Annotated in this window: 15 protein-coding genes and 1 pseudogene; 7 read left to right on the top strand and 9 right to left on the bottom strand. The window is 63.9% G+C overall.

Annotated elements, in window-relative coordinates:
• Window position 1 precedes the first annotated feature (1 nt).
• The 3 genes and pseudogenes from cueR to ABWO90_RS20185 form a co-directional block, all read left to right on the top strand.
• Window positions 2-397 (top strand): annotated as a pseudogene (cueR, locus tag ABWO90_RS20195) (Cu(I)-responsive transcriptional regulator); the annotation flags it as partial.
• 485 nt (window positions 398-882) lie between these two features.
• Window positions 883-1,023 (top strand): DUF3563 family protein, encoded by a 141-nt coding sequence (locus ABWO90_RS20190; protein ID WP_072617503.1) that lies wholly within the window; start codon window positions 883-885, stop codon window positions 1,021-1,023.
• Window positions 1,024-1,655: 632 nt separating this feature from the next.
• Entirely contained in the window at window positions 1,656-3,914 is a 2,259-nt protein-coding gene (locus ABWO90_RS20185; protein WP_353193014.1) for a TonB-dependent receptor, read from the top strand.
• Between the two features lie 59 nt (window positions 3,915-3,973).
• Here ABWO90_RS20185 and ABWO90_RS20180 read toward each other — a convergent pair whose 3' ends face one another.
• The 5 genes from ABWO90_RS20180 to ABWO90_RS20160 all read right to left on the bottom strand — a co-directional run bounded on the left by ABWO90_RS20180 (window position 3,974) and on the right by ABWO90_RS20160 (window position 8,030).
• Entirely contained in the window at window positions 3,974-4,474 is a 501-nt protein-coding gene (locus tag ABWO90_RS20180) for a DUF995 domain-containing protein (protein WP_353193013.1), read from the bottom strand.
• Between the two features lie 228 nt (window positions 4,475-4,702).
• A complete protein-coding gene (locus tag ABWO90_RS20175; RefSeq protein ID WP_353193012.1) occupies window positions 4,703-5,368 on the bottom strand; it encodes a DUF799 domain-containing protein in 666 nt (221 codons plus the stop codon).
• A complete protein-coding gene (locus tag ABWO90_RS20170) occupies window positions 5,365-5,757 on the bottom strand; it encodes a DUF4810 domain-containing protein (protein WP_353193011.1) in 393 nt (130 codons plus the stop codon). Before ABWO90_RS20170 ends, ABWO90_RS20175 begins: the two co-directional genes overlap by 4 nt.
• A 124-nt stretch (window positions 5,758-5,881) precedes the next feature.
• Window positions 5,882-6,523 (bottom strand): CsgG/HfaB family protein, encoded by a 642-nt coding sequence (locus tag ABWO90_RS20165; protein WP_353193058.1) that lies wholly within the window; start codon window positions 6,521-6,523, stop codon window positions 5,882-5,884.
• A gap of 196 nt (window positions 6,524-6,719) precedes the next feature.
• Entirely contained in the window at window positions 6,720-8,030 is a 1,311-nt protein-coding gene (locus ABWO90_RS20160) for an Nramp family divalent metal transporter (protein ID WP_353193010.1), read from the bottom strand.
• A gap of 187 nt (window positions 8,031-8,217) precedes the next feature.
• Between ABWO90_RS20160 and imuA the strand changes: the two genes are divergently transcribed.
• The 4 genes from imuA (at window position 8,218) to ABWO90_RS20140 (ending at window position 14,736) form a co-directional block, all read left to right on the top strand.
• Window positions 8,218-9,114, top strand: a complete 897-nt coding sequence (gene imuA, locus ABWO90_RS20155) for a translesion DNA synthesis-associated protein ImuA (protein WP_353193009.1) — start codon at window positions 8,218-8,220, stop codon at window positions 9,112-9,114.
• Window positions 9,035-10,882 carry a Y-family DNA polymerase gene (locus ABWO90_RS20150; protein WP_353193008.1) on the top strand — a complete coding sequence of 616 codons (1,848 nt, stop codon included), beginning with the start codon at window positions 9,035-9,037 and terminating at the stop codon, window positions 10,880-10,882. Before imuA ends, ABWO90_RS20150 begins: the two co-directional genes overlap by 80 nt.
• Before the next feature lie 21 nt (window positions 10,883-10,903).
• Window positions 10,904-14,263 carry an error-prone DNA polymerase gene (locus ABWO90_RS20145; RefSeq protein WP_353193007.1) on the top strand — a complete coding sequence of 1,120 codons (3,360 nt, stop codon included), beginning with the start codon at window positions 10,904-10,906 and terminating at the stop codon, window positions 14,261-14,263.
• A gap of 161 nt (window positions 14,264-14,424) precedes the next feature.
• Window positions 14,425-14,736: a HigA family addiction module antitoxin gene (locus tag ABWO90_RS20140; protein WP_353193006.1), complete on the top strand. Its 312-nt coding sequence runs from the start codon at window positions 14,425-14,427 to the stop codon at window positions 14,734-14,736.
• A 99-nt stretch (window positions 14,737-14,835) separates the two neighbouring features.
• Here the strand turns inward: ABWO90_RS20140 and ABWO90_RS20135 are convergent, their stop codons facing one another.
• The 4 genes from ABWO90_RS20135 to cuyB all read right to left on the bottom strand — a co-directional run bounded on the left by ABWO90_RS20135 (window position 14,836) and on the right by cuyB (window position 21,271).
• Window positions 14,836-16,206 carry a nucleobase:cation symporter-2 family protein gene (locus ABWO90_RS20135; RefSeq protein WP_353193005.1) on the bottom strand — a complete coding sequence of 457 codons (1,371 nt, stop codon included), beginning with the start codon at window positions 16,204-16,206 and terminating at the stop codon, window positions 14,836-14,838.
• Window positions 16,207-16,780: 574 nt separating this feature from the next.
• Window positions 16,781-18,283 carry an HDOD domain-containing protein gene (locus ABWO90_RS20130; RefSeq protein ID WP_353193004.1) on the bottom strand — a complete coding sequence of 501 codons (1,503 nt, stop codon included), beginning with the start codon at window positions 18,281-18,283 and terminating at the stop codon, window positions 16,781-16,783.
• A gap of 18 nt (window positions 18,284-18,301) precedes the next feature.
• Window positions 18,302-20,074 carry a putative bifunctional diguanylate cyclase/phosphodiesterase gene (locus ABWO90_RS20125; protein WP_353193003.1) on the bottom strand — a complete coding sequence of 591 codons (1,773 nt, stop codon included), beginning with the start codon at window positions 20,072-20,074 and terminating at the stop codon, window positions 18,302-18,304.
• Between the two features lie 468 nt (window positions 20,075-20,542).
• Entirely contained in the window at window positions 20,543-21,271 is a 729-nt protein-coding gene (cuyB, locus tag ABWO90_RS20120; RefSeq protein WP_353193002.1) for a cysteate racemase, read from the bottom strand.
• Between the last annotated feature and the right edge of the window lie 132 nt (window positions 21,272-21,403).

The raw sequence follows: 21,403 nt of genomic DNA, 5'->3' as shown, positions 1-21,403 counted from the left end.
TATGAACATCGGACAAGCGGCACAGGCCAGCGGCGTGACGGCCAAGATGATCCGGTACTACGAAAGTATCGGCCTGATGCCTCCGAGCCCTCGCTCCGAGGCAGGTTACCGGCGCTACGGCGAACAGGATCTTCACCTCCTTCGGTTCATTCGCCAGTCCAGACGGCTCGGTTTCGGCATCGATCAGATACGACAGCTGCTGGCGCTCTGGCAGGATCGCGACCGCTCCAGCGCACAAGTCAAGGCGCTGGCGCAATCCCATGTCGACGAACTCAATCAACGCATCGGCGAGTTGGTCGCCATGCGCGACACGCTTTCGCATCTCGCCATGCACTGTCACGGCGACGACCGTCCCGATTGCCCGATTCTCGAGGGCATTGCGGCGGCAGGGTTGACGGGGACGCCAGGGGCAAAGGTGGATGGCGCCTCCGGTGAGATGGCGGCGTGCTGTGGTTCGTCGACCGTGAACGCCGGTGTGGCTGCCGCTACCGCAGGGGCGCCGAGCGCAGGGGGCACTGCCGGGGAAGGTGACGGCAAAGCCCTGCACGTACCTCAGGGATGAACGACGCGGTGGGCGGGCAATGTTGCCTGCCCCTGGGGACCGGATTTCGGAATGATGCGCCGCAATAGCGGCGCTTTTTTTGTCTCTCGAATTTTGTTTGAACACCGTGTCAGTGTGTCGCAAGCGTGCTGTTTCGCGCTTCGTGTTTGTCATATCTATCTGATTTTTAATAATTTTATTTGGAATTGACTGCATTCGAAGCGGCCCTCTAGCAGATTTTGTGGTGTTTACGCACATAGGGGCTAACCCTTACCGGGAAAACCCTATATAATGCGAAGCACTGCTGCGATGCAGCACACTAAATGAACTGGAGAAACGTCATGTTTGCCGCCCTGTTTGAAGTCGTGAACACTTGGTTTGAAACTGCTGAGCGCCGTCGTCGCGAAGCGTTCCTGGCTGAGTCGAAGGACATCATTGAGCTGGAACAACGTATCCGCGCGCTCGAAACCGCCGGTTACTAAGCAAGTCTGCAAGAAGTCCTTCCGGACGAACGGTCGTCGCTGGCGCAATCAAGCAAATCGATCTTCCGTCATTGTTGTAATGACGTGCGACGGCGCCCAGCCGTGAGTCCGGATGCCAATCCTGCTGTTCCCGGGATTGGCTCGCGCAAGCCCGCCACCTCGGCGGGCTTTGTCGTTTACCCGGCGCAAGCGGCATCGTTCCCAGGCGCTGTAACGATGTTCGGTGCCGTCCCGCCTTTGCGTCAGTCATTCCCCCAATGGCACACTCGCCACGTCGCGATCGATGAGTGACGCAATCCCTCACAATTTTGATAGGTTTGCTCAACGGTCCGGTGAGCACGTCGCGTCAATCGGGTGCAAATCCTTACCGTGATTGGGATCCCGAGAAATTTTCAAGCTGCCTTTCCAAGCCTTACTTCAGATATTTATTGATAATCATTATTATTATCATTTAAGCTTCTGCCGAATTGAGGCGCCGCATTGATCGTGGCGATGCCTCTTGACGGTGCCGTAAGGTGTCCGCCGTCTGTCTCTCCTGCCAGAGGCGCCGGCCCCTGACCGGCAAGTTTGACTCCAGCTCTGTTCAAGGCATGCCTCGGGGTGCCGGAACCCAATCCTCCAAGTTGTTCTTCATGTCGCCTGTTTCCCGTTCGTCCCGTTCCGCGCGGCCGTCGCGCGCTTGCGCTGTCGCGTCTGTTGATTCGCTGCGACTGCGTCCCATCGTTGCCGCCTCGGCACTGGCATTCGGTTCGCTGATTTTCTGCGGTAATGCCGTAGCCCAGGCGACGACTGCCGACACTGGCAACGCAGCTGCCACCGCAACGGCGAACGATGTCGCGTTGCCCGCAGTCACGGTGCAGGGCGCCCGAGAGAGTTCGCCGAACGAGACGCCGCCCGCGTACGTCGGCGGGCAAGTCGCGCGGGGCATGAGCTTTGGCGTGCTGGGCAATCAAAAGAATCTGGACGTGCCGTTCAGCATGAGCGCGTACACATCGAAGATGATCGAGGACCAACAAGCGCGCACGCTGGCAGACGTGCTCGACAACGATCCGTCCGTTCGCATGTCGCGCGGCTTCGGCAACTTCGCGCAAACGTTCGTGATCCGCGGCTTCGCGCTGGCGGGCGACGACATTTCGCTCAACGGCTTGTACGGCATCACGCCACGCCAACTCGTCTCGACCGACGCGTTGGAGCGTGTGGAGCTTTTCAAGGGAGCGAATGCCTTCCTGAACGGCGCGTCGCCGGGCGGGTCGTCCATTGGCGGCGGTGTCAATCTGCAGCTCAAGCGAGCCGACGAAACGCCGCTCACGCGCGTGACCATCGATGGCAGCGGGTCGGGTGAATTTGGCGGGCACGTGGATATCGGCCGCCGGTTCGGTAGCGAAGGCCAGTTCGGCATTCGCGTGAATCAGGCCGTGCGCGATGGTGAGACGGCCGTCGATCGAGAACATCAGAACTCGAGGACCACCGCCGTCGCGCTCGACTGGCGTGGCGACAAGGTCCGTCTGTCGGCCGACTTCCTGTATCAGAAGGAGCACATCGGCGCCGGCCGTGCCTTGTACAACTTCACGGGCGACGTGCTGCCCGCGCCGCCTGCGGCGACGTCGAACTACGCCCAGTCCTGGAGTTACACGACACTTGAAGACAATGTCGGCATCGTGCGCGCCGAGTACGACTTCCTGCCGCACTGGACAGCTTACGTCACAGGCGGGGTGCGACACACCAACGAGAACGGCGAATACTCGAACCCGACATGGAAGGGGGCGCTGAACCCCATTACGGCGACGCGCCTGAACGCACCTCACCAGGAAGACGCACTCTCGGGCGAGATCGGCGTGCGCGGTCGTTTCACGACCGGACCGGTATCGCATTTCGTGACGGCTGGCGCGTCGGGCACGCGACTGGACGCGCAATCGGCATTCACCTATGCCTCGGCGTTCCCGACGAATTTCGTCACGCCGCCGCAGGTGCCCTACCCGGCGACGACGTCGCAGGGCGGTAATCTCGACGATCCGCAGACGACTGCGCTTACGCTGCTGCGCAGTGTCTCCGCTTCCGACACGCTGGGCTTTTTCAACGATCGCGTGCTTGCCACCGTCGGGGTGCGCCACCAGTCGATCGGCGTGAACAACTACAGCTACACGGGCGTGCAAACGCTTGCGTATAACGACGCGATCACGACGCCGTTGTTCGGCCTCGTCATCAAGCCGTGGCAGAACGTTTCATTGTTCGCCAACCGCAGCGAAGGACTCGCGGCCGGCACCACGGCACCGCAGGGCACGCTCAACTATGGCCAGTCGCTGCCGCCGTATCGTTCGAAGCAGATCGAGTTCGGGGCGAAGTACGACACGGCTCGCTTCGGGGCGTCGCTTGCGTTCTACCAGATCGAGAAGCCGTCGGCGTACACCAACGCGGCCAATGTCTACGTGGCGGATGGACTCGAGCGCCATCGCGGTGTCGAGGCTTCCGTCTACGGTAGCCCGGTCCGTGATGTGCGGTTGATCGCCGGGGTGTCGTACATCAATGGCACGTTGCTCAACCAATCGAGCGCAGCCACGAACGGTAACCGTCCGGTGGGGGTGCCGACGTTCCAGTACAACCTCGGGGTGGAGTACGACATTCCGTGGGTGCAGGGCCTGACGGTCAACGCCCGCTGGATTCACACGGGGCGCGAGTACGCGAATATTGCGAATACGGCGTCGATCCCGGCCTGGGACCGCTTTGACCTCGGGGCACGCTACACGACACAGATCTACGGCAAGCCGACGACGTTCCGTGCCAGCGTGATCAACGTGGCGAACAAGGCGTACTGGTCGAGCGTGTCGTCGAGCAACTACCTGACGTTGGGCGCGCCGCGTACGTTCCTGCTGTCGATGACGACCGACTTCTGATGTCACGATGGCGTCCCCGGCCGGGGCTCGGGGCTTCGGGCGGGGACGCGCACATCGTGCTATCGCTCGATCGTGAATTCCGTGGCGATCGCAGCGCCATTGGCGAGGGAGGTGACACCGAAGTATTTGTCACCGACCTTGAACATGAAGCGGCACCAGTTCTCGGTGACCGCGCGCCATTCCAGATTGACGCAGAACGAGCCGTTGTCGTTGACCGACCATGTGCCGGTCGCGTGAGCGACCTGTACGCTGCGGCCACCCGAACCGATATTGCCCTTGTTGTCGCTCGTTGCGTTGAGCGAGCCGTCGGGCGCGTTGATCCACTTGCGGGTGCTGCCGTTGTTGATGATGTTGGTCACGTGCGCACCAGGCATTAGCGAACGCAGTTCGTCGACGCTGAGTTGTTGTCCGTTGGCACTCTTGATATCCGACAGATGCATGGGGTCAGCCCACGCGGCCGACAACGGTGCGAGCGATGCTGCGGCGATGAGGGCCAGGGCGGGAAGTGAGCGCCGCAGGTGAGCAGAGCGAAGGCGGCGAGGGGAGATGGGAACGGTCATGGTGACTCCCGGACAGAGCCTGTTGCTGTCGCGTACAGGCAGACGTGCCGACGTAGCGCGATCTTCGATCGAGCACGTCGCCGAGGGTTGCCCCGCGTTTGAACGCAGTGTGGCTATCGGTCCGGGGATACTTGATGTTGCGTTACCACTATAGGTGACGTACGAACGTCTGCCCAGTGCGGGCGTTCCCGCGGCAGGCTGCCCGCGAGGAACGCCGGAATACCCGTCTTAGTCCGTGCCGAACTTCGGTGAGCGCGGACCGTACAACATGCCATTGGGACGACCGGCCGACAGCAGGCGGGCGTTTGCCGTGCCTGCCACCGTATAGCCGGCGTTCGATACGCTGTTCACGATCTGCTTGACCGCTGCCGTGATCAGCATGCCGATCAGGCCGCCGCCGCTGTTGTTACCGCCTTCGTTGTTCGACGCACTGGCCGCGCCGCTCCACAGTTTGGCGCCGTTGCGCAGATCGACGAGATCGGCCGTGACCGTGACGACGGTTGCGCTGTCGACCACCATGTACTTCGTGCCGTACTGCGTGATCTTGATGTAGAGCGCGGCGTCGGCACCGAAGATCTCGCGCAGCTTGGCCGGGCTCACCTGGTGAATGTCGCCGGCAACGGTCAGGCCGTTCTGGCGGAACGATTCGTCGACCAGCGTCACGGGCATCACGTAGTAGCCCGCCTCGCCCAGCGGTACCGTGACCTGCGAGAGCACGCTGTAGGTCGCGTCGATGTCAGGCGATTCGTTCAGCGGGGGCAACACCAGAATCGACTTGGGCTTGCTTTCCTTGAACGCGGTGTAGTCGTAAGGCTTGGCCTGATGCGTGGCGCAGCCCGTCACGACGGCAGCCAGTGCGGCCACGGTCATCCATTTGCAGAGTCGGGCGATCATTGCTTGGCCTCCGGGGCGGTCTTGTTCTTCAGGAGAAAGTCGATGTAACCGGCCGACTCGGGGAACAGTTGCTTTTCGGTCTGGAATTCCTCGACCATCTTGTCCGACTTGCCGACCGACGCGTAGAGCAGGCCGAGGTGGGCGTGGTAGCCCGGGGGCGCAGCATTGTTGCTTGCCTTGATCTTTTCCAGATCGCGCTCGAGCACGATGATCTGTGCTTCCTTCGACTCGCCCTTGAAGTATTCATAGACTTGCGGCTGGTAGCCCTCCCAGTCGTAGAGGGGCTTGGGCGGCGTGGCACAGCCGGTGACCAGCGTGACGATGGCGCCACCCACGGCGGCTGCCACGACCACACGACGGGTCTGGCCGATTGAGAACTTGCGATTCATGGCGTAGAAATCCTGTTGGCACGCCGGCGCGTTACGCGTCGCGCCGCGTCCGCACGTGACGTGCGAGACCGGGCGCGGGACGAGTCACGCGCGGCGGCATGCAGCAAAAAAGGGGGGCGGTGGCTTACTTGCCGGGTTTCCACGCGCCGCTTTCGATGCCGGCGACGAGGTTGTTGACGGCTTCGCGCATGGCCAGGTCGAGTACCTTGCCATTGAGCGTCGAGTCGTAGCCCGCCGTGCCGCCGAAGCCGATCACTTCGCGGTTCGACAGCGCGAACTCGCCAGCGCCACCGCTCGAGAAGACGACTTCCGACGTGGCGATGTCGACCACGTTCAAATTGACCTTGGCATAGGCGATCTGCTCGCGGCCGCGGCCCAGAATGCCGAACAGCTGCTTGTCGCCCACTTCCTTGCGGCCGAACTCGACGACGTCGCCGGTGATCACGTAGTCGGCGCCCTTGAGCGTCTGCTGCGTCTTCTTGATGTTGGCTTCCTGACGAATCTCGGCCATGTTGTCGCGGTCGAGCACGTTGAAGCGGTTGGTCTGCTGGAGATGCGTAATCAGGATCGTCTTGGCCTGACTGCCGAGGCGGTCGACGTTATCGGAAAAAACGCCACGCATGTACGCGGAACGGTTATCGAACTTGCCGACGGCGATCGGCGTGCGCACACCGACGAACGGACGGCTGGCGCTTTCTACCTTGGCGACTTCCACGGTACGCGAGCTTTCCGTGGCACAACCGCCGAGCACACCGATGGCGAGCATGGCGGCGCTCAACAGCGCGATGCTGGACTTCCTTTTCTGCACAGTGATACCCCTCAATGTGTTTTTCACCCGGCGGCCGGTATGCAATGGCACCGGCCTGCTGCGGGCATCTGATCCCCTTACCGATGGTGCAAACTTCTCGTTGTAATACTTAGTAAGGGGTGCTGATGGTAGCACGCGAGTTGGGCAAGTCGGGTCAGTCGAGTCCGAAGATGAGCAGGAGGTTGGTGGCGGTGATCGCGACGAAGAGACCCCACGCAACGACTTGCGTAGGGCGTCCGATCGTGTTGCCGTGCATCACGCGTGCATCGCTGACCGAGCGGATGAGCGGCCACATGGCGAACGGCAGTTGCAGGCTGAGCAATACCTGGCTCCAGACCAGCAGCTTGCCCACGGCGCCGTCTCCGAGCCACAGCACACCGAGCAGCGCAGGCACGAGGGCGAGGGCGCGTGTGATCAGCCGACGCTGGTAGCACGGAATCTTCATGTGCAGGAAGCCGTCCATGATGACTTGTCCTGCGATCGTGCCGGTGAGCGTTGAGCTTTGTCCGGAAGCGAGCAGGGCAATGCCGAAGAGGAAGGCCGCTGCGCTGCCCGCAATCGGCGTGATGAGCTGATACGCCTGCTCGATGTCGGTGACGTTGGTCTGGCCGCTGGCATGGAACACCGAGCCCGCAAGAATCAGAATTGACGCGTTCACGCACATGGCGATCACGAGTGAGACCCAGGTATCGATACGCACCAGTGCGAGGGTATCGTGCACGTCGCCGCGCTTGCCGCCGACCACGCGCCGGGTCTGCACGACCGACGAATGCAGGTACAGGTTGTGCGGCATGATCGTCGCCCCCACGATACCGAGCGCCAGCACGATGGCGTCGCGCCGGTCGTGGCTGGGCGCACCGGGCACGAGACCTGCGGCCACGGCGTGCCAGTCGGGAGGCACCATCGCGACCTGGGCCACGAAGCAGAAAGCCATGGTGCCGATCAGCCCGAAGACGATCGCTTCGATCTGTCGGAAGCCCCTGCCCTGCAGGCCGAGCACGATCATGGTGTCGAAGGCGGTGAGCACGATGCCCCATGCGATCGGCACCCCCAGCAGCAGCTTGAAGGCGAGCGCGCAGCCGAGCACCTCGGCGATGTCGCAGGCGATGATCGAAATCTCGGCCGTGATCCACTGTACGAAACGTCCCGTGCGACCGTAGCGTTCGTAGCTCGCTTGTGCGAGATCGCGTCCGGCAACCAGTCCGAGACGGGCCGCGAGCATCTGGAGAAAGATGGCTGCGAGGCTCGACAGCGCCACGACCCAGAGTAACGAGTAGCCGAATTGCGATCCAGCCTGAATGTCCGTCGCCCAGTTGCCGGGATCCATGTAACCGATGGCGACGAGCAATCCGGGGCCGGCGAAGCGTTTGAGTTTGCGCCAGCGCGAATCGCTGGCGTTGACGATGATGCTGCCTTTGACTTCGGAGGGACAGAAGGGGGCGGTGGCGGTGGTGGGCAGAGGCATGAATGCGGTAGACGGGCGGGTTTTCGTTCGATCACGCAACGTTAGCCGGGCGCGCGCCAGCTCGCAAGCGTGATCGTCACGGGAGGTGCCGGGACTGGGGCAGCGTGACGAAAAGCGAGGTCACGGGTATCACGTCAAGTGTCCCCGAACTGCTATACTGTACATTCATACAGTATTCGGGTGTGCGATGACGCTGCCGCTTTCTTCCTTGCCTGCCGGGCTGTGGCGTGCCAGCGAACTGGCGCATTGCCACCGTGCCGGTCATGCCTCCGGCTTTGCCGAGCTTGACGCCGAGTTGCCCGGCGCCGGGTGGCCGCATGGTGCGGTGACGGAGTTGCTGAGCGATCGCCCGGGGATCGGCGAGTGGCGTTTGCTGGCTCCGGCGTTGCGCGATCTCACGCAGGCAGGCAAGCCGGTGATGGTGATTGCGCCCCCGATGTTGCCCTACGCCCCGGCACTCGCGGGATGGGGCATCGATCTGCGCTGGCTCAGCGTGGTGATGCGTCCGGCGCGGCAGGTGTCGCCGGGCACGCGACAGCGCGGTGCCCGGGGCACCCGAGGTCTCCGGACGGAAGATCGCGACATGCTCTGGTGTGTCGAGCAGGCCCTCAAGAGTGCGTGCTGCGGCGCCGTGCTGACCTGGCTTCCCGCCGCCACGCCCGAACAGATCCGGCGGCTTCAGGTGGCGGCCGCAGGCGCCGAGACGCTGGCCTGGGTGATGCGTCCCCCCGAGGCGGCGACGACGGCCTCGGCGGCACCGCTGCGGCTGGGACTGAGCGTGGGTGAGGGGAGTCGCCTTGGCGTGCAGTTCCACAAGCGTCGCGGACCGCCCCGGCTCGAGCCGCTCTGGCTGACGCTGCCCGCCCCGTTTGCGCGCGTCGTGCCGCCGGTGACGGGTGTCGCCGATGTGGCGGACGACGGCATGGCCGTGCCCGTCATGCCGGACCCTGCGCCTTCGCCGGCACCGTCCACGGTGTCTTTCGTTTCTGCTTCCGGAGTCTCGTATGGCTTGCTGGATCGCCCTGCATCTGCCGTATCTGGCACTCGAGATCGCCTCCCCGGCCAGCCGGTTCACGCCGGCTGATGCACAGCCCGGGTTGCCGGAGACTCGCGGCACCGACACGTCTGCCGACACGACGGTCGTGCTGGCGCAGTCGCGTGTCTGGCAGGCGAGCGAAGCGGCGCAGGCGGCCGGCGTACAAACCGGGATGCGTCGTGGCGGTGTGCTGGCCTTGCTGCCGCAGGCACGTTTTCACGATCGCGACGAGGCAGCGGAACAGGTCGCGCTCGAAGCGCTGGCGCTGGCGTTGCTGCGCTTCGGCCCTGATGTCGCGATTGCCTCGCCGTCCTGCGTGCTGATCGATGCCGCGCCGAGTCTGCGGCTGTTCGGCGGCCTGGCGTCACTCGCGGCGCAGGTGCTCGAGAGTGCCGAGGCGCTGGGTCACCGGGCGTCGCTGGGCATTGCCGCGACGGCCAGCGCAGCGGCGCTGCTCGCGCGTGCCGGGGAAGCGATGTCGAGCCCCGTCGATCGGCATGCACCGACGCCGCAACAGATGCAGGCCGCGATGCAGACGCGGGCGTCGCGCCGCTCGATCGTGCCGGTCACGTCGACCGCGTCGGGCAGATCGACATTACCGGGGATGCCTTCGTCGGTAGGATGCTGCGAGCCGCTGCTGCCGCCGGGGCCGGACGTCTTGCCGCAGCAACTCGACTCGCTGTCGGTTGCGCTGCTGCCCGAGGCGCAGCCTTGGCTCGACTGGCTCGCGCAGATCGGCTGTGCAACGTTGGCCGAGTTGCGCGCGTTACCTTCGGCGGGCGTGAGGCGCCGCTGCGGCGCCGAATTGCCTGCTGCGCTTTCCCGAGCCTATGGCCAGACGCCGGAGGCCCCGGCCTGGTATCGCGCGCCACCGCATTTCGAGGCGGTGTTGCCATTGCCGTCGCTTACGCACGATGTCGAGGTGCTGCTCTTCGGTCTGCGACGTTTGCTGGCCCAACTCACCGGATGGCTCGCCGCCGGCCAACTGGCCACGCGTGCGCTCACGCTGGTGCTGGAGCACGAGCCGCTCGGGCGGCAGACGCTGGCACCGACACGCTTCGATATTCGTCTGGCCGAAGCGAGTGCGGCACCGGCGCACTTGTTGTCGCTGTGCAAGGAGCGGTTGGCGCGCTCGCCGCTGGTCGCGCCGGTGCTGACGTTGCGGCTCGATGTCACGCAGACGGCCCGGCACGAGCCGCAAAGCGGCTCGCTGTTGCCGGAGCCGGGACGCGCGCGGCAGGACTTCGTGCAGTTGATGGAGCGGATCGCGGCGCGTCTGGGCGACGAGCACGTGCGACGTTTGCAGGTCCGTGGCGATCACCGGCCGGAAGCGGCGTTTGTCAGCCTGCCTTATGGCGCATCAAGCGGCGCATCAAGCGGGACATCAGGCGGGACATCGGGCGCATCGAAGACTGCAGGAGGTACCGGAGCATCAGCGACATTGGCCTCGCGCGGTTCGTCCGGTGCCGCTGTGGCATCCGGTGTCTCCGGCGGTCATGCGTCCGCCACGAAGGGTGCCGCCGCCGGTACGGGACGTCATTTGCCCGAGACCGAGGCGCCGATTCCGCCGCGCCCGGCGTGGTTGCTCGACACGCCGCAGCGCTTGCGCGTGCATGACGAGCGTCCGTGGCGGCAGGGCGTCTTGCAACTGGTGAGTGGTCCGGAGCGCATCGAGGCGGGATGGTGGGAGCCGGGCACTGTCACGCGCGACTACTTCATTGCCGCCGATACGACGGGGGCATTGCTGTGGGTGTTTCGCGAGCGTCCTGTCAAAGGGGCAGACGCCGCATGGTATTTGCATGGCCTGTTCGGCTGAGCCGGGCCGGTTCGCAATGTTATGAATTTCGACGATTTCCTGCCGTGGCAAGGCCCGACCGAAGGGCTGGCCGCCAATGACGACAATGCCGAACCGTCGGCCCTGCGCGAGGCCGACGACGGCAGCCTGCCCGCGTATGCCGAGTTGCATTGCCTGTCGAACTTTTCGTTCCAGCGCGGCGCGTCGCATCCGGAAGAGCTGATCGCCCGCGCGGCGCATCTGGGCTACACCGCGCTGGCGGTGACCGACGAATGCTCGCTGGCCGGGGTGGTGCGTGCATTGGCCGAGGTACTGAAGTACCCGTCGCTGTCACTGATCGTCGGCAGCGAGTTTCGCCTGACGCCGGAAGCGGTGCCGTCTCGCGAGCCGTCCCGGTCACGGACAGCGCCCCGAGTGGACACACGAGAGGGGGAGACGACCGACGCCGATCTGAATGCCTTGGGTACCGTCCATCTGGTGGCGCTCGCGCAGCATCGCGACGGCTACGGCAACCTCTCCGAGATGATTACGCTCGGGCGCATGCGTGGCCCGAATCGCAGTTATCGTCTGCATGCACGAGACTTCAGCGCACCGCGTGCCGAACACGCCCATCTGCGGGGCCTGCCGGGCTGCCTGATCATTCTCGTGCCCGACGCCGACGCAAGTCTCGAGCACGTGCTCGCCCAGACGCGCTGGGCGAAGCAGACCTTCGGCGAGGGACGTGTCTGGCTCGCCCTCGAACGCTGTCACCGTGCCGACGACGATGCGCAACTGGCCCGATTGCGGAGCCTTTCCGCACAATGCGGCGTGCCGCTCGTCGCCACGGGACACGTCCTCATGCACGTGCGTTCGCGCAAGCCGTTGCAGGACACGCTCACGGCCATCGGGCTGGGCAAGCCGGTGCAGGCCTGCGGACTGGCGCTGGCGGCCAATGCCGAACAGCATCTGCGCACACGACTGCGGCTCGCCTGGCGCTACCCGTCCGATGCGTTGGCCGAGACGATCGCCATTGCCTCCCGCTGCCATTTCGATCTGCGCAGTCTTCGCTATGAGTATCCCGAGGAACTGGTGCCCGTCGGCCATACCCCGGAGACGTATTTGCGCCAGGAAGTCGAGGCGGGAGCGAAGCGACGCTATCCGGAAGGCGTGCCGCAGAAGGTGCGCAACCTTATCGAAAGCGAACTGAAGCTCATTCGAGAGCTGGAGTACGAGCCGTACTTTCTGACGGTCTACGACATTGTGCGTTTTGCGCGCAGCGAGAACATCCTGTGTCAGGGGCGGGGGTCTGCGGCCAACTCGGCGGTGTGTTATTGCCTGGGCATCACGGCGGTCAATCCCGACGAGGTGCAGTTGCTGTTCGGGCGTTTCCTGTCGAAGGAGCGCAACGAGCCGCCCGATATCGATGTCGACTTCGAGCATCAGAAGCGCGAGATCGTCATCCAGTACATCTACAACAAGTACGGCAACGACAGGGCGGCGCTGGCCGCGACGGTCATCTCGTACCGCATGCGCAGCGCGGTGCGCGACGTCGGGCGGGCGCTGGGCATCGATCTGTCGATCGTCGAACAGGTTGCGCAGAGCCAGCAGTGGTGGGACGGCCGCGAGAATCTGCTCGCGCGCATGGCGGCGCAGGGGCTGTCGCCGGACGCACCGACCACGCGGCTATGGGCCGATCTGGTGGCGCGGCTGATTGGTTTTCCCCGGCATCTGTCGCAGCACGTCGGCGGCTTCGTGATCTCGCGCGACCGGCTTTCGCGGCTCGTGCCGATCGCGCCGGCGGCGATGGAGAAGCGTTACGTCATTCAATGGGACAAGGACGATATCGAGACGCTCAAGCTGCTCAAGGTCGACGTACTGGCGCTCGGCATGCTCAGTGCATTGCGCCGCACGCTCGATCTGCTCGGTGAGTGGCGCGGCAAGCCGATGGAGCTGGCGGACATTCCGCGCGACGACCCGGCTACGTACGGCATGATTCGCCGCGCCGATACCGTGGGCGTCTTCCAGATCGAATCGCGGGCGCAGATGAGCATGCTGCCGCGATTGAAACCGGAGAGGTTCTACGATCTGGTGATCGAGGTGGCGATCGTGCGGCCCGGCCCGATTCAGGGCGGCATGGTGCATCCGTATCTGCGCCGCAAGCAGGGCAAGGAAGACGTGATCTACCCGCGTGAGGAGATCAAGGAAGCGCTCGAGCGCACCTTGGGCGTGCCGATCTTTCAGGAGCAGGTCATGCAGATCGCGATGATCGCGGCCGACTTCACGGCCGGAGACGCCGATCAACTACGCCGCTCGATGGCAGCCTGGAAACGCAAGGGCGGACTCGAGAAGTTCCAGACACGCATCGTCAGCGGGATGCAGAAGAACGGTTATCCGCTTGAATTCGCCGAGGCCATCTGCCGGCAGATCGAGGGCTTCGGCGAGTACGGCTTTCCGGAGAGCCACGCGGCGAGCTTCGCGTTGCTCGCGTATGCGAGTGCCTGGCTCAAGTGTCACGCGCCGGAGATGTTCCTGTGCGGCTTGCTCAACAGTCTGCCGATGGGGTTCTATTCCGCGTCGCAACTGGTGCAGGACGCGCGTCGGCATCGCGTCGAGGTGCGGGCCATCGATGTCTGCGTGAGCGATGTCGAGTCGCGCCCCGAGGTGAAGATCACGCGCTACGGCAGTGCCCGCCGGCCGGCGGTGCGGTTGGGGCTCTCACTGGTCAAGGGATTGTCCGGCGAAGGCGCAGAGGCGATCGAGCGGGCGCGCCGCCAGCGACCGTTCACCGACATCGACGATCTGACGGCACGCGCGGCGCTGTCGCGTCGCGATCTCGATGCGCTGGCGGCGGCCGATGCGCTGTCGTCGTTGCTGGGTGGGCGGCGCCAGGCGCGTTGGGCGGTGGCGGCGTGGCAACCGCCGACCCCGCTGCTCGGGGCGACGGCGTTACGCGACGCGGTGCCCGGCAGTGCCGACGAGCAGGTGACGTTGCCCCCGATGGCCGAGGGGCAGGACATCGTGGCCGACTATGCGAGTACCGGGCTGACGTTGCGGCGTCACCCGTTGTCGCTGCTGCGTGAGAAGTTGACGAGAATGCGCGTGCGAACGGCGAAGGAGTTGCAGACCGATGGCATACACGGGCGCCGCGTGCGTACGGTGGGGATCGTCACGGGGCGTCAGCGACCGGGCACGGCCAACGGCACGGTATTTGTCTCGCTGGAAGACGAGACCGGTGTCATCAACGTGATCGTCTGGCCGGATCTGGTCGAATCGCAGCGCAAGGAATTGCTGGCGTCGTCCCTGTTGGGCGTGGAGGGCGTATGGCAACGCGAGGAGCGCGTGACCCATCTGGTCGCGCACCGTCTGGTCGATCTCTCGTCGATGCTCGGCGAACTCACGATATCGAGTCGGAACTTTCACTAAGGGGACTTCGCTACGATGGAATGTCTTCGGCCCCCTGCCCGGCGTGGACCCCGCCTCACTCAATTGACATGACCGGCGTCTCGCTCTAGCATTAACGTCATGCGTTAATAACGCGTTGCGTTATTAATTGTGATTGAAAATTTCGAATGCAGAGGCTGAAGATGACCCGACAAGTACCGCTGGCAACGCCGGGGGAGATACTGGCGCAGGAGTGGCTGGGCCCGATGGGCATTTCGCAATATGCGCTGGCGAAGGCGATCGATGTGCCGCCTCGCCGCATCAATGAAATCGTACTGGGAAAGCGTGCGATCAGTGTCGACACGGCGTTGCGTCTGGGGGCATTCTTCAATGTCGACGCGCAGAGCTGGCTCAATCTGCAAAATCAATACGACGCCGAGATCGCCCGCGCGAACATGGCCGACGTGCTGCGTCAGATCAAGCGACGCGCGAAAGACCTGCTTGTCGAGGCGTGATTGCGCATCACACCTCGCCCTGCCGAAGACTTCACGATGTCACTTCGTCAGCCGGGCACCGGCATCCGGCAAACGCCCGACTGACGCGATACGCCCCGATCAATGTGCGGCGTCGGCCTGTTTGCCGGCCGCCTGCGCCAGGGCGCTGGCTTCCGCTTCGCTGCGCAAGCCGTTGAAGTGCGCGTTGAGCAGTACTGCGCTGATCGATGCGAGCAGAATGCCACTATGGAAGAACGGGGCAAGGGCATGCGGCAGCTTCATGAAGAACTTGTCCGACGCGACCGGAATCATCCCCACGCCGATGCTGATCGCAATGATGTACAGGTTGTAGCGATTCTTCGAAAGATCCACGGTCGAGAGAATCTTGATGCCCGTGGCCGTCACCATGCCGAACATCACGATGCCCGCACCGCCCAGCACAAACTGCGGCACCGACGCCACCACGTGCGCCACCTTCGGAAAGAGGCCCAGCACGATCAGAATCAGCCCGCCCATCGCACACACCCAGCGGCTCTTGACGCCCGTCACGCCGACCAGCCCCACGTTCTGCGAAAACGACGTGTACGGAAATGTGTTGAAGATGCCGCCGATCATCGTGCCCAGCCCGTCGACGCGAAGACCGCGCACAAGCGTCTTCTGATCGACCGGACGTCCCACGATGTCGCCGACGGCCAGGAACATGCCCGTCGATTCGATGAAGGTCACGAGCATGACGAGCGTCATCGTGGCGATGGCAATCGGATCAAAGCGCGGCGCGCCGAAATGGAACGGCATGACGAAGCCGAACCACGGCGCCTCCGACACACCGGCGAACGACACCTTGCCGAGCATGATCGCCACGATCGTGCCGAACAGAATGCCCAGCAACACCGCGATGTTGGCAAAGAAGCCACGCACATACTTGGTGATGAACAGAATGCACAGGAGTACGGCGAACGACACTCCCAGATAGAGCGGGTTGCCGAAATCGGGGTTGCCGTAGCCACCCGCCGCCCAGTTGATGCCCACGCCCATGAGCGAGATGCCGATCACCGTGATGACCGTGCCTGTAACGACCGGAGGGAAGAGCCGCAACAGCTTGCCGATGAATGGCGCGATGAGAATGCCGATCAAGCCGGCGGCAATCGTCGCGCCATAGATGTCGAGCAAACCGAGATCGGGATTGGTGCCGATGGCGATCATCGGAGTGACGGCGGTGAACGTCACCCCCATCATGATCGGCAGGCGCAGACCGAAGATCCAGAGGCCGAGCGTCTGAATCAGGGTGGCGATGCCGCAGGCGAAGAGGTCGGCGTTGATCAGAAACGCCACCTGATCGACTGACATCTTGAGCGCGCCGCCGATGATCAGTGGCACCGCAACCGCACCCGCATACATCACCAGCACGTGTTGCAGTCCCAGCGTAAACAACTTCGGGAGCGGCAGGCGCTCGTCGACCGGATGCACCGGCACAGCAGCAGATTGCGTCATGGCTTCTCCTGATCCAACGGTACGATTTGATTTACATGGCGAAACCGAGCGTAAATTTTTTACCGGGGCGCAGCGAGTGCAGTCAAAAAGCCGCGGGGCATGGCGGCATCGTCTTCGCGACAGGCCATCGACGGGGTGCCGTGGAGAAAAACTGCGGTATCGCGACATGGTACGCCTGCGTATGCCGATTTGGCGGATCCTCGCGACAGGCTTGTCCCGTCAGGGTTTGATGCATGAAGTCGCCGCGCAGATGTCGTGGGGATCATGCGATCGGGCGTCGGCGGGTGTGTTCGAATTGTCCAAGCGCCGAGCGCGGGCGAGGTGCGCGCGCCAAGCATCATATCGATTCCGCAATACTAAAGATTGCGTTCGTCGTATGAGGCGACGAGACACTCAGGCGTATGTGGCTACGCGCCGTGGTGCTTGCGATCTCGCGGCGAAATGCGCACGCATGACGGCCGCACCCGGGTATCGGGTACGGCGAAAAATGAAAGGGGGAAATGGGCGCAAGCGTGGACATCCGCAAGGCCAAACCGCCGGAAGTCGGCGGTTTGGCGCTTTGCTGCGCCAACGTTCAGCGCGCGCCGGTAGTGCCGGTGGGCTTGCGGGCCAGTGAGTCCCCGGCATTGCTGCCCGTGTTGGCGTTTTGCTGCGCCACGCTCTCGAGCTTGCTGGAGATTTCCTCGCCCATGTGATGGAGGAACTCCATTTCCTTCGTGCCGATACCGCCCGCGCACAGCGCACCGCCCCAGTCGCCGTAGAGCAAGGCCACGGTCTGGTTGCGCTGGCGAACCGGCAACAGGAAGAAGGACTTCACATTGGCGAAATGCTGACGGTGCCACATCGGAATACGCGTGACGATGCGCGGCTCACGCGCATTGTCGATCAGAATCGCCCGGCCGTTGGTGAGCGCGAGGTGGAATACATCGGGCTCGAACGCTTCCGGAAAGGTCAGGCCGAGCAACGGCTGCACGTCGCGGCCAATGCCGAAGCGCATCTCGAAGACCTTGTTGGCAGGCGAGCGCACGAATGCCGCGCAATTGACGAAGCCAAGCGACTGCAGAATCGCTTCGAGCGTCAGATTGAGCAGGCCCACGGCGTCCGTCTCGCTGGTGGCCGCACGCACTTCGGACAGGCCGTCGGCAAGACGTCGTGCCGAGTCCAGTGGCTTGCCCGCCGGTGGCTGACGCGTGCTCGATGCCCCGGTGCTGATGGCAATGAATTCCTGATGGCTCGTGTCGCGCGCCATCTCTTCGCCCACGGAAACGACTTCGCGGATGTCCAGTGCCAGACGGTCGGCGTAGCGCTCGGCGAGTTCGGCCAGACGCTCCGGGTCGGCCCCGCGCGTAAGCTCCGTCACCATCTCGTTGGACATGTTGGCTACGGCGCACAGCCAGTCGGCGTGCGAGAGCGGGGCGTCGCCCTCCAGATCGATCGGACGCATGCTGGTCGCAATCGACTCCGGCAGGCCCCATTTGCGCGCGGCGGCTTCCGCCAGTTCGGGGAACGAGATGGCCAGCACCTGTTCGCAGGCGTCGCTGTCGCTGATGCCTTGCGTCGCCGCGACCTCCTGGATCTCCACCCATTCGTCGGGGAAGCAGTACGTCACCAGCAGACGCGCCACATGATGCAGCAACGTGCAGACAACGGCTTCTTCGCCGTCTCGAATACCGTTCTTGGCGGTGATGTCGCGCGCGAACGCACCCGCCAGCGTGGCGCGTGCGAGTTCGCGGGCCATGTCGTCGCGGCGTGCCGCGACTTCACCGAAGCCTTCGAGCAGTTTCAGGCTGAGGGCCAGGTGGCCGATCGTGTCGACGCCCAGAATCATGATCGCGCGCGAGACCGTCGTCACGTTGCAGCCGAACGGCGCATACATGGCGGAGTTGGCCAGGCGGATCACCTTCTGCGTGAGCGCGAAGTCGGAGAGCACCGACGACGCGAGGTCCGCGGTACTCGTGTTCTCGCTCTGCATGGCGGACACAATGCCCGTGACCGAGCGTTGCAGCGACGGGAAGTCGCCGCGCTCGGCCATGCGCTGCCATAACAGTTCGAGCGTTTTTTCTTTGGTCAGGCTCATGGTAGCGGGGTTGTCCGGTCAGTGGCCGGCATCCACATTGAGACGCCCGCTCGCGAAGGCCGCCTCGAGTTCTCCCGCAGGCAAGGCCTTCGACACCAGCCAGCCCTGGATGGAGTGGCAGCCGCGATCGATCAGCATCTGCCGTTGTTCTTCTGTTTCGACGCCTTCGGCGATTGCCGATAGCCCTAGCTCGCGCGCCAATCCGAGGACAGCCGTCACAATCGTACGGTCGTTCGGTGACGTGGGCATGTCTTTCACGAAGCTGCGGTCGATCTTGAGCGACGAGAGCGGGAAACGCTTGAGGTATCCCAGACTCGAATAGCCCGCACCGAAGTCGTCCACGGCAAAGCGCACGCCCAGCGTCTGCAACTCGCGCAGCACCAGATTGGCCTGCTCCGGGTCGCGCATGAGCACGCTTTCGGTAATTTCGAGCACCAGCCGGTGACCTTCCACGCCCGAATCGGCAATCGCCTGCCAGACGAGGCTCGGGAACGACGGATGGTGGAACTGCTGGGCCGAGACGTTGACCGACATGTAGATGCCGTCGAGTCGCGTGCGGTCCCAGCGTGCGAGCTGCATGCAGGCCGCACGCAATGCCCAGCCGCCCAGCAGGTTGATCAGACCGTTGGCTTCGGCCAACGGAATGAACTCTGCCGGCGACACCGGGCCGAGTGCCGGATGCCAGCGCATGAGCGCCTCGACACCCTTCACGTTCAGCGTGATCGGATCGCAGATTGGTTGGTAGTGCAGACTGAATTCGCCGTTGTGAATCGCCTCGAACATGGCCGATTCCAGCGAGAACGCCTTGCGGTGCAGATCGCCCAGGTCGTCCGTGTAGACGAACAGGCCGTTGCGACCGCGATCCTTCGCGCAGTACATGGCGGCGTCGGCGTGCTTGATGAGCAAACCGGCCGAGTCGCCGTGCTGCGGGTAGAACGATACGCCGATACTGGTCGTCAGGTGCAGTAGCTGGTCGCCTACCTGGAACGGCTGTTGCACCGCCGAGAGCAGGCGCTTCATGATGCCGCCGAGCGCTTGCTCGTTGTCGCAGCCGGGCAGTACCAGCACGAACTCGTCGCCGCCCATGCGCGCGGCCATGTCGGTCTCGCGAATCTGTGCGATCAGGCGCTGACCTGCGTCGCGCAGCAGTTGATCGCCCACGTCGTGGCCGAGCGAGTCGTTGACCTTCTTGAAGCCGTCAAGATCGAGCAGCGCGACGGCGAAATTCGGGCCGCCTTCACGGGCGTGCTGAATGGCGTCGACGATGCATTGCTGGATGTACTGACGATTGCCCAGTCCGGTCACGGCGTCGCGCACGGCCAGATCGGACAGGCGCGCTTCGTTTTCCTTGAAGGCGGTGATGTCTTCGCCGTGCACGAGGAACGACGCGCTCGCGCCAGCAATACGGGGGGTGTACTGGGCGATGCGCAGGCGCATCCAGACCCGGTCGGTCAGGCCACGCAGCAGGCGAACCGTGCATTGTTGGGGGCCGAGCGTCTGGGCAGCGGAGAAAGCATCTTGCAGAAGCGGAACGTCTTCGATGCCGGTCAGCTCGAAGAGGGTGGCGTGGTCGATGTACTCGCGCGAGTACTCGAGCAGACGCAAGGAGGCTTCGGCAATGAAAAGGAAACGGCCGTCGGCAGCGACATGGGCCGAGAGTCCGCCGGTCAGCTCGACCAGCGCCCGGGACAATGCCGGGGCCGGCGCCGAGAGATGGGTCTCGGCGTGTACCGGTGTCAGGGTCGAAGGTTCGACCAGCGGCACACCGGCTGGGAGTCGATCTGAACTCATTGTTGTTGTCTGTGCATACATCACGTCGAGCGCGCTGCCGCTCATGTGCTTCCCCGTTAAGGCAAACGCGCTCATGGCCGGACCTCGGTCCGGCAGGTGTCCGATGGATTGTGGGCCATTATAGCCAAAGACGCCAGCGATTTTGGTGGCCGCAACCCTCGATTCATGCCGCTTTCCACAGGTTTTCCCTTGTGGGTTTTTTTCTGACAAGGCGATCGGGTTTTCTTCCTGCACAGGCATTGGCGTTTGGCCGATATTGCGCCGGAAACCCCCGTCGAACGGTCCCTGTGCATGCCGAAACACCGGCACACCCGCCGGCACGATCATCTCGCGAGCGTCAGTCTACCCAAGCACGGGTCACTTGCGGGGGTGGCAATCGTGGATTTTGTCATTGCGTTGCAACATCGCCGCCGTCGGCAGACCGAGGGCGGCGCAACGTTGCAAGGCGACTGGCAGGTCGGGAGGCCGTCAGACGTGAGCGGGCGTCTCGTGCGCGAGCGACCAGGCGATGCACGTGCGAGCCAGCGCGGCAGAGGCGTCGAGGCCGAAGCGGCCGAGGGGTGTTTCACAGGTGGCGAGTGCCACCGGAATTTCCGTGCAGCCCAGAATGACGCGTTGCGCACCGGCCGCGAGCAGTTGCTCCATGGCCATGGCAAGGGCTTCACCGCCACGGCGTACGTCGCCCGCCTTGGTGAGCCGGATGCCTTCGTTCACGAGCGCCTGATGCGCCAACGGTTCGGCAGCCGAGACAAAGCGATAGCCGAGGGCTTCGAGGCGAGGCCGGTAGACGTTGGCGTGGTGGGTGCCTTCGGTGGCCATCAGGCCGATGGGCGCGCCGGGGGCGACGCAGGTGGCCAATTCGCCCGCCACGGCTTCGACCACGTCGAGCACCGGCAGACGCGTTTCATGACGCAGCGCCTCGAGCCAGGCGTGGGCGGTATTGCAGGCGATCGCAATGCACAGTGCGCCGCCCTGTTCGAGCGCGTGCACACCGTCGAGCATACCGTCGAGCGGCGAGGCGCCGTCGCGCAGCAGGGCTTCGGTGCGGTCGGGAATCTGGGGGACCGAATACAGGATGAACGGGATGTGATCCTGATCGCGGTTGGCCGGGTGTTGGTCGACGATCTTGCGACAGAGGTCGATACCGGCGGCGGGGCCCATGCCGCCCAGGATGCCGAGCGTGGCGTGCGAATTCATGATGATGGGTGTCAGCGCAACTGCAAAAAACGGGTGTCGCATGCGGTGCGGGGACCCAGGTGCCCCCCCAAAACACAGAAAAAAAAGATCAGTCGTAAGACATAGTGATAGGATACATTAAAAAGGCCAGCA

It is taken from the genome of Pandoraea pnomenusa, assembly GCF_040391475.1.
GTDB lineage: Bacteria > Pseudomonadota > Gammaproteobacteria > Burkholderiales > Burkholderiaceae > Pandoraea > Pandoraea pnomenusa_C.
This window is presented reverse-complemented; position numbering and strand designations above follow the sequence as displayed.

Coding starts and splice junctions, on each gene's coding strand:
- cuyB (WP_353193002.1), bottom strand. CDS start 21,271: ATGAATTCGCACGCCACGCTCGGCATCCTGGGCGGCATGGGCCCCGCC.
- ABWO90_RS20180 (WP_353193013.1), bottom strand. CDS start 4,474: ATGACCGTTCCCATCTCCCCTCGCCGCCTTCGCTCTGCTCACCTGCGG.
- ABWO90_RS20185 (WP_353193014.1), top strand. CDS start 1,656: ATGTCGCCTGTTTCCCGTTCGTCCCGTTCCGCGCGGCCGTCGCGCGCT.
- ABWO90_RS20175 (WP_353193012.1), bottom strand. CDS start 5,368: ATGATCGCCCGACTCTGCAAATGGATGACCGTGGCCGCACTGGCTGCC.
- ABWO90_RS20160 (WP_353193010.1), bottom strand. CDS start 8,030: ATGCCTCTGCCCACCACCGCCACCGCCCCCTTCTGTCCCTCCGAAGTC.
- ABWO90_RS20165 (WP_353193058.1), bottom strand. CDS start 6,523: ATGCTCGCCATCGGTGTGCTCGGCGGTTGTGCCACGGAAAGCTCGCGT.
- imuA (WP_353193009.1), top strand. CDS start 8,218: ATGACGCTGCCGCTTTCTTCCTTGCCTGCCGGGCTGTGGCGTGCCAGC.
- ABWO90_RS20150 (WP_353193008.1), top strand. CDS start 9,035: ATGGCTTGCTGGATCGCCCTGCATCTGCCGTATCTGGCACTCGAGATC.
- ABWO90_RS20170 (WP_353193011.1), bottom strand. CDS start 5,757: ATGAATCGCAAGTTCTCAATCGGCCAGACCCGTCGTGTGGTCGTGGCA.
- ABWO90_RS20140 (WP_353193006.1), top strand. CDS start 14,425: ATGACCCGACAAGTACCGCTGGCAACGCCGGGGGAGATACTGGCGCAG.
- ABWO90_RS20135 (WP_353193005.1), bottom strand. CDS start 16,206: ATGACGCAATCTGCTGCTGTGCCGGTGCATCCGGTCGACGAGCGCCTG.
- ABWO90_RS20190 (WP_072617503.1), top strand. CDS start 883: ATGTTTGCCGCCCTGTTTGAAGTCGTGAACACTTGGTTTGAAACTGCT.
- ABWO90_RS20130 (WP_353193004.1), bottom strand. CDS start 18,283: ATGAGCCTGACCAAAGAAAAAACGCTCGAACTGTTATGGCAGCGCATG.
- ABWO90_RS20125 (WP_353193003.1), bottom strand. CDS start 20,074: ATGAGTTCAGATCGACTCCCAGCCGGTGTGCCGCTGGTCGAACCTTCG.
- ABWO90_RS20145 (WP_353193007.1), top strand. CDS start 10,904: ATGAATTTCGACGATTTCCTGCCGTGGCAAGGCCCGACCGAAGGGCTG.